Raw genomic sequence first — 13,719 nt, 5'->3', positions numbered from 1 at the left:
ATTTTGAAATCTTGAACTTTTCCTCTCCCTATACCCTTTTTCTTTAGCTTGTCTCATAATATATTTATTAAAAGGAAGTAATTTATTTTGTTCAGATTTTTTACATTCCACTATCTAATCTATTCTTTTGTTTTCTATCTCGTAGTACAGTATAACCCCTCCCCGTCTGTGTTAAAAGGTTTTTTACTGTTTAGATAACTTCGTTTTACTATTCAATAAGTTGTAAATTTTTTTTGTATTTTCTGATACTTTATCCCATTCTCCAACAGAATTATATTTACAACTCAATGTGGTGTTTCTGTTAATGTAATTTAATTCCACATTTCCTACATAATCAGTAGCAGCTAAAGCTGTAAATTTGGGTTTAAGAATTGAAGATTTAATCCAACTTTTTAAGCTGTCTTTTTCACTTTTGTCAAGATAAATTTTTGTTTTTACGGTGTCTTCAATAATGTATTTAGGGGGAATATTATAAATCTGTTTATTCCAGACAATATTTTCAACTTCCGAACTGTCAGAATGTTTTTCAATTGTAATTTTCTGAAAAAGAGTGATTACCTCTAATTTTTCCCAAGTGTCATTCTCTATTTCTTTTTCAGGTTGCTTTGCACATGAAAACAAAAGAATCAGAATAAATATTGATTGTATTCGCATCGTTTTTTGAGATTATGTTTCTATTTACTTGATTAAACAATTGATGATCCTGTAGGATTAACCCCAGTCTTGACAAATTATACTAGGTTCTGGATTTAACTGACATCCAAAAGATTCCATACTGGCTACATATTCTGGTGAATATTCTCCTTGTACAGTGTTTAAGCTTTCTCTTGAAACTTTTTCATAATAATTAGTTTTTGTTCCTACTCTTGGCGAAGTTTTTCGGATTCCACTTTAATTTTATTCCAAATTAATAAATTAAATCAACAATATTAAAATTATTTACAAACACCATAATTTCTTTCATCCTTTTCTTGAAAGAACATACCTCATCTTTATAAGACAAACTTAATGTCTAATTTTTGAAATTGTTTTTCACAAAAAATTCAGAATTAATTTTCAATGTAGGATCTGATTATTTAATCATAATAATTAAAAAAGCACTTCAAAATATTCCTAACTTTGATATAAACTTTTAAAATAATACTCCCATGAATTCAGAAAACACCAATCAAGAAGAACAGAACCAAAGTAATTTGGTAGAACATGCTAAAAGTTACATTGAGACGCAAAAACAAAATAATGAAGATGCGACTCAGGAAGGATGGTTTGAACTATTAATCAAAGACGACCTTGTTGGAGGTTGGAATGAAATAGTAGACAGTTTTAAAGACGCTTGGGAAGTGGCTAATACAATGATAGATTCCATGTTTGGAATGAATAAAGATCGAAAATAAGGTCATAAACAACAATTTCCCATGAATTATCCAGGCTTAAAAAGGTTATTCTGAAAATTCTGGACTTGAATGGTTTATTTTTTCAGAATAACTTTTAATATTTGTAAAAAATACATAGTTGTAAAAACAAGTTATATCATAGCACCTCTCTTCCACACGAGCCCTCTTCATTAGCTTTCCACCACTATTTACCCTAGAGAACTAGAAAAGACCATCCTTTGGGACAGCCTTTTTTAGATGAATGATTAAATGATCAAAATGTTAATTTTCTGTTGATTTTGAATTCATGATATTTTTGCTTTTATATTTTCTTTTCTGGGAGGCCAAATTGATGTTACAGGCAAATTACTGATATCTAATTTTTTACAATTTTCTATTTTTAATTCCTTTATTATATGATCATGATCTAAAAGAATGTGTTCCAATTTTGGAAAATTAGCCAGTTCCAATCTTTCAATACATTTATTTTCTCTTATGTCTAATTGTATTTCACTTCCATTAAAACAATGAAGTTCCTTTAATTCAGGGAATTTTGAAAGAATTGTATTGCTTTTTTTTCCTTCATACCACATCGCTATTTTCTTCACTGAATTCAATATTGTCAAGACTTTTCCCTTATAAGTTTTTAGCGCTAAAAAAGTAATTTCTTCAAGGTTTTGGAAATTCTTTTCAGATACATTGACTTTAGACCGATCTCCTATGACAAGATGTTGAGCATCTATTACTACATCTGCCAATTCTATATTTGATTCATGAAAAGCGACAGACTTAAATTTGAAATTTGAAAATATTTCTTTTATGGCTTGAAAACAATCATTCTCTATTTGCACCAATCCTATTCCCTCTATTTCATAACGGCTAAAGTCGGAAATAGTCATGGGGATATAGTCAACCTTCGGGCTCATTCCTAAATCCATCTTTTTTTGGGTTTCGGCAAAATTGGCAATCACCGATACTGCTTTATATTGCGGTATATAATAAATATGAGTATTCATCTTCTAATTTCTTTTTCTTCTTCTTCACCCTCATAAAGGATAGGATGATAAATCTAGCCATTCCGGCATGAAACTTATTATATCTAAAAACTGAAATCACTTCTTTATTCACACCACTCGTGTTGCATCAAAGCTTATTCCGGTTAATTTCTCTTTTTGTATTGCTTTTCTTAATACTTCACTTACATATATAGCGGAAGTTATTTTCCAATAATTATTTTTTGATGAAGGTTCTGTAAATGCATTATAGGGATTAATTTTTGAAAATGAAAAAACAGGCTTTATGGTATGATCTGTGCCCGGAACATACACCGTATTTTCCTTATCCAAAACATCCAGCATTCTATTGAATCGAGGAATATAGTAGATCCGCCGTTCTTCTGCTCTATTGATTATGGCCTCAATCCAATCCACTTGCTCATTTCCGGATAAATTGTTGTCTACGACTGATCTCATCTTTGCAGACATTAAAGGCCACGCCAAACTATTGAGTTGATAATCCTGCCATACCTCTTTTACACCTGTCAAATCATTACTTTTGATTAAACCATCTTTACCTACCTCCAATTTAATGAGATATAGCTCAAATGGAAGCTGATTTATCCCTTCCAATTCTGAAATAAGATCCTGAGCCAATGGAGTTTCTTCTGGTGCAAAAGCACTTGCTGATGCTCCTTTCTCCTCTTTTCAGCTTAATAAATAATACTTATTCACCATCATTTCATTTTTCTATTCTCTAACTGTATTTCTCAATTATCAGAATGATTCACTGTCTTATCTTTTGCTTCAATAGATCCAAATTCCAGCATTGATCTTAGCTGCAAATCTAATAATTACAGCTCTATTACTCGACATATTATGAATGACATGAACAGGATTTAATATGGATTTGTTCGTTGAATTCCTCTCTATCAATAAGGAAGTATGACAGTATGTTGAGATGAATGGAAGATATTGTACCTTTGCCACTATTTTGAACACCAACACATTTATTATAGTATGAAATATATTGTTTCATTGATCTTCCTTTCGTTTGCAATCATTTGCAGTGGTCAACAAAAAGCTAACTCTGCCAACACTGTGGAGAAAGTAATCATTAAAAAGAGCGACTGTATGTCAGGAAAATGCCTGGTTTATACGATCATTATTCATAAAGATGGGAAAGTTTATCTGGAGGCTCTAAGAAATATACCTAATAATCTGAACGGTACTTACACCTCAAAACTGGGTTATTTAGATTGGGAAGTGATTACTCATCTGGACTTCAATACCTTAAATAAATCTTACGGAAATGTTAGATATACTGATTTTTCCTCTACCGATCTTGAAATCTTTTATTCTAAAGGCAAATCTAAAAAAGTACATGATCATTTTAGTGAGGCTACTCCCGAGCTTATAAAACTCTATGAACATATAGAGCTACTTTTCATTAAACTACGCTGGAAAAGGGTTAAGCAGTAGTATATAGTCTTTAGTTTTTTAAAATATGATCACCGATTATAATGACCTCCCGAGATAAACCTCGGGAGTTTTTTGTTGAATCTTATTGGTTATTTACATTCCCTATTTCATCGCACAGATAAAATAAATCCCAAACAATTGATATATTTAGTATTTCTACTTAAAGATAAATTTAAGTATTACTACTGTAGAATATCCCCTAATTACTTCGTTCCTTTGATAGGTAACTCTCTGAGGTTATGAATATTAAATCAACCCCAAATTTATAATACAATGGACACTAATCCTAACCAACAAATTGTCATCAATGCGTGGAACATGCTTTGGAATAAGCAAAAGCATCCTGACTATTATTTACCAGATGTTATTTTAAACGGAATAAAAGCCAATGGAATAACAGTAGATCCTTTAGGAAATTTAGATATCCCTAAGTATGGCCCATTCACGTTATTTCAGGAGTCTGGACTAGGCAGTATTTCTATCGAATTTTCTAATAATATTATTCAGGGCTTAAATACAATGTCAAACGATGGAATTAATGTACCAGCTGATGGATCAGCCTTTTCTGCAACGGTAAAGATTTCAGCATTAGCATCTTCTGGTAAGTTTGACGTACTTGCTACTGGTTTAAGTATGTGTGCTGTAGATTCTGTTTGGGCTTTAGGCAGCCTAACGGGGAAAAAAGCGCTTAGTGCTGCTGATATTGATGATTCACCGGGAATTATACAGGCAAAAGATTATCGTACTAAGTTATTAAATCAAGGCGAGAATGGCCAGTTCCTGGTAAGTACTTATTATGATAATAACAATGTATATAATGATATCGCCAATGATCCTAGTACTATTTTTAATTATAACTGGGCTTATTACCAAACGAATGGTAAAGGGCCTGATGGAACAACCCAAGTCACTGTAACGAGCAAAATTCTTTCCTCTGAGACCACTGTTGCCGCTCAAAATCCTGACAGCAATAATCAAGTGGTGGGTTATGAAGCGTATAATTTACATTCCTACATAGGCCAGGGACTAATGATCAAGTCGATAGATCATAAAATAAGTGATCTACAAAATCAATATTCAGGACAAACCATACCAGCGTCTGTTCAGGCACAAATTGATAAGCTACAGCAAGCAAAGGAGGCTACTTTCGTTTTTGGAGAGAATACAAAACCTATTAACCAGGGAAACGCCAACGGTATCACTGTAAATACGGCAATGAACAATGTTCAAAACAATGCTCCTATCACCACTAGTGAAATGACAAGCAAACATAAGACCGGAATGAGCTTAGCCAAAGCTGCATCAAATGATGATTATCCGCTCTATACAGATGCTATGATTCGTGTAGATGAAATGGAGCAAGAATTCTTACAACTTAAAGCAGCCAATAAATTATCAAGAAACCTAAAAGACAGTACTCCTGTCTCCGGAACTTATAGTTTAACCATCCCTGTTCCTACTGTAACATTCAATGGTAAAATTATAACATCCGAAAGTGCTATAAGTGTGCAAATTACATCAATAACTGCTGTTATCCCTCCTCTTATGTATAATTTGAAACCCTCAGATTCCGGGAGCAGCTTGGTGACCAAAATTATGGAACACTATGCCTCAGCTACTTATATACATCAGCTTGCCCAGCAAAAAACGAATGAAGCGTTAAATAGCACTCAATTACTGGGTTATATGACGGACAGAATTAATCAAGCGTTGAATAAAGTTTTCGGATAATCATCAAATGTATTTATTATGGCAAATTTTGATATTGCAATTGGTATAAGCCAAAATGCTCTTAATCAAATCACCTCAGCTTTTTATACTGAAGGAAAAGATTCAATTTTCAAGGGTTCTATTGATGCATCGGGTATTACTGTTAATTGGCAGGCCAATACAGCACCTGTCATTAATCTTACCCCACCCTCTCTGGATAAAGCGAAACAAATTGTAGAAACCTGTAATCTTGAGAAATATCCCTTATTATCATCGATTGTATCTCCGGAAACTAAAAGCCAGGTTGCAGAATTTATGGCAGATTCAGGGAATGGGTTTTCACTTAAAATCGAAGAATTTCAGATGTCATTTGGCAGCGATCCTGTAACAGTTCCTTTATATGCTAGAGGAAGTGTTACCACGAATGGTTCACAAACCAGTTTAAATATTTTAAGTATTTCTATAACAGTTCAGGGAGCAGTGAATCAGAATATCGTCAATAAATTTATCATTCCCGAAATGATGAATGTATTAGGCGGAGCATTAAAAGGGGTATCCATTCCTCCTCTTTCTTTACCCAACATAAGCCTTGGAGGATCTCGTGCTGCTATTCAAAACGGACAGATACTGGTTTTTGCCAATATATCTTCAAATCCTTCAGTACCTTCCATTGATGGTTTTGGGTTTCCCTCAAATGATTTCTTTGCTGTTTTGAGTAATAATACTTTGCAACAGGAAGTAAATGCTTCAGTAGCAGGAAAGACTTTTGGCCCTTCCGGTTCTGTTGATCTAGGTATTACCCACGCCGATTACCATGCAACTGTTACCATTCAAAATCCGAAAGTTTCTATTTCAGGAACAGATCTCCGTATCAATATGGATCTTAAGGGGTCAGCGGGTGCTAGTATCACGATAGGCTGCAGTCATCCCGGGATAGACTTTGACGTATATGCTACTCCTTCCCCAACTGTAACTTGTACAACTTCTATCAGTAATAACAACATTTCGGTAAATGGTTCATCATGCTCTTCATTTGCTTCAATTGTCAATGTTAGTGGCTGGGTACCTCCGATTGTCAGTCAGTTTGTTGATTTAATTGCTTCAGCTATTGCCTCAACGGTAACAGCTACATTAAGTTCACAAATTGTAGGTGTTATTTCTTTTGGTTCTTTTCAACTTCCGCAGATTGGGGTTAATTATGGGAATATAAATCTCAATATTTCTGGTGCCAATATGAGCATGGGGAATATACAGAACTGTCTCACAATTCAAGGAAACATCAATATTAATAAGGGCTAAGGAGTATAAAGTAAAATATTTGACTTCAGAATCAAACAAAAAATAATCTTAAATCTAAACATGCCATGAATCCTACCATCGATACTATTTTGCATGATGAATTAGCAAGATATGATTTTAAGCTCGATCAGGCTATTGAAGAACAAGAGGGCTATTTAACCGATCTGGAAAAAAAGATGTACAAAAAAGGGAAACGCCTCCGTCCAATAATGTTGCTGTTAAGTGCAAAACTTAGTCAACGTGAGGATCTTCCGTTAGATGACAAAGTAATTCTTTCAGCAGTATCTCTTGAAATGTTACATGTCGCCTCATTGATCCATGATGATATTATTGATTGTGCTCCCACTCGCAGAGGATATCCGTCAATAAAAGAAGCAAGAGGTTCCAATATGGCAGTTCTCATCGGAGATTTACAATTTCTTCAGGCTATGAGGGGACTTTTAAAAAGTGTAGTTGTACAGGAGGATATTTCCATTATCGAAAAGATTCTAAAAGCAGGCTATGAAATTTGCATAGGCGAAATTGATGAACTGAGAGTTGATCCAGCAAAGGCCTATGATGATTTAATAGAAATGGAATGTAGTTATATGAATATCATTGATCGAAAAACAGCGGCTTTATTTGGAATTTCATGTGAAGCCGGAGCTGCATTAGCCAATTCAAAATCTGTACACCTTGCAGCATTAAGCCTTTTTGGACGGTATTTTGGACAATCTTACCAAATTATGGATGACATCAATGATTTTTTGAAATCAAGTGACAATTCCGGAAAGCAACAACATATAGATCTTGTACAAAAGAAACTCTCACTTCCCATCATTAATGCATTGAGAGAATTGCCTCCAAACAATGCGCTTTATAACTACCTAACGGATCAGGCAACAAGTGATACCGCTTTGCAAGAAGCCGTAGATGCTGTTGTAACCTCTGAAAGTTTTATAAAAACCTATAACAAAGCCAGAGAAATCATGCTCAATGCTATACATCAGCTATCTGTTTTCAGTGATTCACCTTACAAATCCGCATTAGAATCAATAGCCTTTGAAGTAATTAATGGAAAAAAGGCTGTAGAAACTACCACTACAATTTAAACTATACATACCATGAATGCATCATTAAGTTTACTGGAAGCCATTTTAAATTTGCTTCAAAAGAAAATGAGAGACTCCTCAAGTAATTACTACCTGCCGGATCTATTAAAGCAGTTAGATAATCCCAACATCAATCCGTATGTTGTAGATGGCGACTGGGATTTGGATAACTTATCAGGTGATAGTATCACCACCGGGGCCAATCAAATTTGCTTACAGGCCACTCCTGATCAATATTATCCGGCGCAGGGTATTTCTTCTTCCCCGCCTCAAATTGTATTAAGCTCTATCCAGGTAGCCGGTTTGATTAATGTATTGCCAGAAAAGCCCAATGTGATTGATCCTGACAGTGATGCACCCAAAGTATCTGTTGTCCTTGATTTCTGTACCATATTAAATTCCGGACTTCCTACAACGATTACAGTAAATGGAAATTTCACGTTGAGTCAAAGCTGCTGTATTCCCAACAGAGGATCACAAGTCTGTGATTCTTCATCATCCAAGTTCGGCACAGATGGTGAAGGAACTTTCTCGGCAGTGATCTCTCCAGCCGGACAAAACAATCAACTAACAATGAACTGTGATTCGGTTATTACGGTTCAGCCTGATTCATCATTTCTTGTAACGGTAAATTCTATGATCGTTGCTATTCCTAAAACTGCACTTACTATTTCAGTAACGATAAATTCTGCAGGAAAAGGAGATAAAAAAACGTATGAAAAGTTGGCTGAAGAAGCTCTGAATTCCGATGGAGCAAAAACACAAATACTGGCACAGCTGCAAGAACAGTTATCAAGTGATACAGCCCGTAATCAAATAGGAACCATGATCACCAATCAGCTTAATAGTATTTTATCACAAGCCGTTTTTTAATCATCTAAATAATTTGTCATGAGGATTTTATTTTGGAATGTTCAAAGATTAGGCTGGACAAGTGATGATAATCGTAGAAGTATTATCGGAAATGTTTTTTACAGCCAAGCTCCTGATATTATGCTGCTTTGTGAGTTGACGACAGCCTCACAAACGCCTCAAGCACAAAATATAACTTACAGGCTTCAAAATTCATCACAACTGTGTTACGGAGCAACGAATAATGACGGTTCATTAATTCAGCTTACAAGAATTAATCCGCCTGTGGGAGCCGGATATCCGGGAAGACCGGGTGGTAATAATTTTGCCAATCTGGTAGATCGCGCACTTGCCTATGCCGGCATTCACAATAATTATCATATTTATGTATTTCATGCTCCTGCTTACTTTATAGGAGCTGAGAGAGCTGCTACATTTCTTACTTATGCCTTAAATGCATTACATGCGGGACAAAATTGGCTTGTCATTGGTGATCATAACGTAGAGCCTTACAAATTAACTCCTTTTGTACAGAACCACGCATTTCAACCCAATACGGCCACTTATATAGGAGGAATGCCCAAAATGTACGACTATGTTTTGACCAATAACCCCGCCAATTTTTCTTTGCAGACCATTGTGCCTGGAGGAGCAGGGTCTGATCACCTGCCTATTGTTCTTGATTTTTGAAATTCTTCACCCTAAAAATATACAAGATGACTCTAGCTGAATTAAATAATTTGTTACAGATCACTAATGGTAATCTCAGATTAACCTCAGTTTCTTTACCGGATTGTCATTTTTCCGATCTACTCGAAGAATACAATCAGGGAAATGATTTAGTAATTAATAAAGCCGAAAAGACAGTTACGGAAAATGATATTACTGTAACAGGAACCTCATCTTTTCTGAATTCGGAAAATCTTCCGCTTACAGCAATATTCAGCATTGATTCATCTGGTAATCCATTAGCATTTATCAGGTATACATTAACAGGAAAATCACAAAATGGTTGGAAATTCAGCCAGAATTTCACTACTCTTCCATCTTTTTACTTTTCTAATCCACAATCTAATTTTCTAGATTCACTTGTGCTTACCGAATCGTACTATATTCTATGTACAAATGGGATGAAGGATCCTTATAATGGTGAACAACTGGCTAGAGGATTAAATTTCTACAGTAGTTTTGATCCCTTAAATATTGTGGGAATTTTTAATTCTGTTTTTAAAAAATCTAAAACTTTTTTCCTGAAAGGACAAATCCATATCCCAAGTGATAAACAATCTGCTTCGGCTGTACCTTATGATGAGTTTCCCTGGGATATGCCTGATCCGGTACCTGGGATTAATCTAAGAACAGACCTGGGGATTGAAATAAGCCTTTCCGATAAATTAAAACTTACCAATACCCGATTAAGAATATACTCTCCCATCACCAGTGACTGGTTAACAAAAAATAATTCTTACCAACCCGTAGCTTCCATTGAAGGGGAACTTTCTATCCCAAGTTTGAATGTAAGCGTAACTGTAAATGCTTATTTAAATCCTCAGAAAAAAATCACAACGATTGTGGGGAGTTTTGATGGAGTTTCATTTAAAAATTTATTGGAACTTACTGATCTTGCTAATGGAGATGGCTTAACGCAAGTATTACCTTCAGATATACAGAAAGGTATTAAAAATCTTGAAAAATTAACCCTTGAGAAAGCCAGCATTACCATTAAAAACGATTTGAGTTCTTTGGGAATTACCTCCATTTCTCTTGTCGTTGGACTACCTGGACTGTCCTGGTCTCCTATAAGTTCGTCTTTCATAGTCTCCAATATTTATTCCGAATTTATTATCATTAATCCGTTCCAGGCAGCAAGAAATGTTTCTTTGGCTTTAAAGGCCACACTCACTATAGCAGACGCTCCATTCTCTGTTCTCCTGCAGGCTCCTGATTTTATGCTTGCCGCAGAATTGCAACATAGCACCACTTTACCACTAACAAAACTGTTTAAAACCTATCTTCAGGATCTTCCAGCACCTCCTGATCTCACCATAGACGATATGTCATTTTCTTCTGATTTATCACAAGGCTCATTTAATTTCTATATAACGTTGGCTAATGACCCAGCATGGACATTGAATATTCCTAAGCCAATAACCATTTTTGATGTACGTGCTGAGGTTTCAAAAAATACACAAACAGAAGCTACCCTTTCAGGATCTTTAGAGTTTGCAAAAAATGTAATTTCAGTTTCCTATCATACACCGGGAGATTTTATGATTCGTGGAGATTTTCCAAAGATCAATGTTACAGATCTTATCAGTGAACTTTGTGACAACACTATAACTTTTCCAAAAGGGTTCAACATTGAGTTACTCAATTCCACTATTCTGATACAGAAAGTGCAATCACAAGATACTTTTTTCTTTGCTACTCAAGTAGATAATTATGGTGCTTTCTTATTTCAGGCTGTACATGACAACGGCAAAACAGGTCTTGCATTTGGATTTCAATTGGGAAGTAAGGCATTAAGTTCTATCAACGGACTTTCTATCCTTAAACCTCTGGAAGATATATTTCAGCTCTCGGATCTTATGCTACTGGTTACTTCGGTAGATCCTAGTGCCATTACATTTCCTGATCTTGATAAGTTTCAAAATCCAAATATCAAAGCCAAAAAAATATCTATTCCTTCACAAACGGGCAACAATACGGGATTTTATGCGTATGCTAATGTTGTATTTGGTTCCAGTGGCGGTCAGGGGACGCTTTCAAAGTTATTCGGACTTTCCGGACAGCTGGGAATGGTCTTATTTATAGGTGAAAACCCTTCTCAAAATGCCAAATTCTTCATCAATCTTGATTTTAAAGGAAGTTCCGGAGTTCTCAATGGATGTACCATCAATGCACAGCTGGGAGCATTCATTGCAGGGGGCGAACCAGGGATGTTTATTCTGGGTAAACTGACAACTAATTTCGGGTCACAAAAAGTAATTTTTTCACTTGAACTATTAATTGTTCCTAATGGTGCTTTTATTTCCGGTACTCTTCAGGGATCTACACCTAGTTTTAATCTTACTGATTCTTTAAGCATTACATTCAGCCAATTAGCCCTTGAAGTAGGAGTTGATTTAGAAGGCATTCCTAGTTTTGGATTTACAGGACAAATTGATACTAATAATGGATTTGACAGTTCTATTGCTGTATTTTTTGATTCAGCTGATCCGGCCAAATCGTTATTAGCTGGAGCCATAAGTGATATCAGTCTGTTTGATATAGTTTCTGTATTCTCAAAAAATATAGGAGAAGAGCTTCCGGAATGGCTCAATGATATATTAAAAGAAATTGCAGTAAAAGGGATCAACGCTTTCAGTATTGATAAAAGTAATTCTTCGGCATTGGATGATCTGGATCTGGATAAGATCAGTGCAGCCTTTGCTGCACACAATATTAAAGTTTCAAACAACATTCAGGAAAGTCTGCTGGTTGTCAATACCCGAGGCAGTATCTGGAGTTTAACAACAATGGATAAGGATAATGGAATAACACATTACCAGCTGAAACTCAATGGAAACAAGATCGATGTAAATTTAGAAGCACAACTATATCTCGCCCCTCAAAGTACAGCGATAGGCAGTATTACTTTTCCTCAGGGTTTCAAGGCAATAGGCAATGTGAGTATATTTGTTCTTCAATTGCAGTCAAATACTGAAATTTTACCTGATAAAGGGATTAAAATTAATGAGGAGGTTAATAGCATTAACTGGGATGTAGCCGGCATTGAACTATTTAAGATCAGTGGAGCTAATGGTACTGGAAATCCTGTACTCTCGATGTCTACTTTTACAGATAATACGCAACAAAATGATGATCTGAAGAATCCTCATTTCCTGATAGACGGAAAGGTTAGTTTCTTAGATATTGATGGAATTAGTATCTATGTCAATATCCGTAAAGAAGGAATCAATTTTGAAATCAATGACAAATACTTTTTAGTGGATGTGGATGTAAAAGGTACTTTTACAAAATTGGACGACTTTTCAGTAGCAGGATCTGCTGTTTTGGGAATAGGTGAACTTAACTTGGGAGCAGCCGGAAAAATACCTGTAAATACCAATATTAAAGCAGCTTTAGGGATTGCCGTTTCCAACCCTTCAAAAAATTTAACTTTAAGTGCTAATGCATCACTCACGGTAGAGATCTTAGGAGATTCCTTTAATTTAGTAGATGTATCGGTAAATATTTCTCAATCTTTCTTTGAAAACTTACCTGATACCATTGGAGACCTTATTATAGATGCCATTTTGAAAGAACCGTTGAAGTGGCTTAATTGGGTTAAAAATGGTTTAATAACTATTGCCGATGATGTCGCGCAGGTTTTAAAAGATATTTTCAACATTGTTTCCTGGAAAAACATTTGTGATCTGATGAAACAGGTAGATTATGCTTTCTCTGAAATCGTGAAAAGTATCGTCAATGTTTTTGGAGTGGCATCTACAGAAGTATGGAACTATCTTATTTCAATAGCTGAAAACTGTGCCATGGATACAGTAAGCCATTTAACAGGATCAGCAAGTTCTTATACCCTGTTTGAGTATTCACAATCGTTTTTAAGTACCATTGGAGGAACTGAAGATGCACAGCGATTATTGTTCCTATACTACAGCAATCAGGAAAATCTACAAAGTTCTCTTATGATGAATTCTGAAATCTGGAATGAATTTATTGTTCCTGACAATCAAAAATTATTAAAAATACAACCTGCAGAAACCACAATTATTTATTTAAGCAAGATAAAAAGTGTTTCACCGTATATGAGTAAGGATATTGATGAGGCGATTTCTATTCTAGCGGAATATGAGCATTTGGAAGTAGATGTATTTATCGAAAAACTGAATTAATCATGAAAGAATTGTAAGTTTT

The 13,719-nt window shown here is 35.1% G+C and carries 11 protein-coding genes; 8 read left to right on the top strand and 3 right to left on the bottom strand.

The window, feature by feature from the left end; all coding sequences use genetic code 11:
- Positions 1 to 183: 183 nt before the first annotated feature.
- Complete coding sequence (locus GTR01_RS21685) at positions 184 to 654, bottom strand: hypothetical protein (protein WP_160139812.1); 471 nt, start codon at positions 652 to 654, stop codon at positions 184 to 186.
- A 494-nt stretch (positions 655 to 1,148) separates the two neighbouring features.
- On the opposite strand from GTR01_RS21685, the gene GTR01_RS21680 reads away from it, so the two are divergent.
- On the top strand, positions 1,149 to 1,394 hold the full coding sequence (locus tag GTR01_RS21680) for a hypothetical protein (protein WP_160139811.1): 246 nt from the start codon (positions 1,149 to 1,151) through the stop codon (positions 1,392 to 1,394).
- A gap of 284 nt (positions 1,395 to 1,678) precedes the next feature.
- On the opposite strand, the gene GTR01_RS21675 is transcribed toward GTR01_RS21680, so the two are convergent.
- Together GTR01_RS21675 and GTR01_RS21670 are read right to left on the bottom strand one after the other, a co-directional pair.
- On the bottom strand, positions 1,679 to 2,389 hold the full coding sequence (locus GTR01_RS21675) for a hypothetical protein (RefSeq protein WP_160139810.1): 711 nt from the start codon (positions 2,387 to 2,389) through the stop codon (positions 1,679 to 1,681).
- A gap of 108 nt (positions 2,390 to 2,497) precedes the next feature.
- Positions 2,498 to 3,025 (bottom strand): imm11 family protein, encoded by a 528-nt coding sequence (locus GTR01_RS21670; protein ID WP_228452312.1) that lies wholly within the window; start codon positions 3,023 to 3,025, stop codon positions 2,498 to 2,500.
- 363 nt (positions 3,026 to 3,388) lie between these two features.
- On the opposite strand from GTR01_RS21670, the gene GTR01_RS21665 reads away from it, so the two are divergent.
- The 7 genes from GTR01_RS21665 to GTR01_RS21635 all read left to right on the top strand — a co-directional run bounded on the left by GTR01_RS21665 (position 3,389) and on the right by GTR01_RS21635 (position 13,697).
- Entirely contained in the window at positions 3,389 to 3,850 is a 462-nt protein-coding gene (locus GTR01_RS21665; protein WP_160139809.1) for a DUF6438 domain-containing protein, read from the top strand.
- Between the two features lie 273 nt (positions 3,851 to 4,123).
- Entirely contained in the window at positions 4,124 to 5,581 is a 1,458-nt protein-coding gene (locus GTR01_RS21660) for a hypothetical protein (RefSeq protein WP_160139808.1), read from the top strand.
- A gap of 18 nt (positions 5,582 to 5,599) precedes the next feature.
- Entirely contained in the window at positions 5,600 to 6,859 is a 1,260-nt protein-coding gene (locus tag GTR01_RS21655) for a hypothetical protein (RefSeq protein WP_160139807.1), read from the top strand.
- 65 nt (positions 6,860 to 6,924) lie between these two features.
- Positions 6,925 to 7,950, top strand: a complete 1,026-nt coding sequence (locus GTR01_RS21650) for a polyprenyl synthetase family protein (protein ID WP_160139806.1) — start codon at positions 6,925 to 6,927, stop codon at positions 7,948 to 7,950.
- 12 nt (positions 7,951 to 7,962) lie between these two features.
- Complete coding sequence (locus GTR01_RS21645; RefSeq protein ID WP_160139805.1) at positions 7,963 to 8,823, top strand: hypothetical protein; 861 nt, start codon at positions 7,963 to 7,965, stop codon at positions 8,821 to 8,823.
- An 18-nt stretch (positions 8,824 to 8,841) separates the two neighbouring features.
- Complete coding sequence (locus tag GTR01_RS21640) at positions 8,842 to 9,492, top strand: endonuclease/exonuclease/phosphatase family protein (RefSeq protein ID WP_160139804.1); 651 nt, start codon at positions 8,842 to 8,844, stop codon at positions 9,490 to 9,492.
- A 26-nt stretch (positions 9,493 to 9,518) separates the two neighbouring features.
- Entirely contained in the window at positions 9,519 to 13,697 is a 4,179-nt protein-coding gene (locus tag GTR01_RS21635) for a hypothetical protein (RefSeq protein WP_160139803.1), read from the top strand.
- Positions 13,698 to 13,719: the final 22 nt, after the last annotated feature.

This window comes from Chryseobacterium sp. c4a, assembly GCF_009900745.1.
GTDB lineage: Bacteria > Bacteroidota > Bacteroidia > Flavobacteriales > Weeksellaceae > Chryseobacterium.
This window is presented reverse-complemented; position numbering and strand designations above follow the sequence as displayed.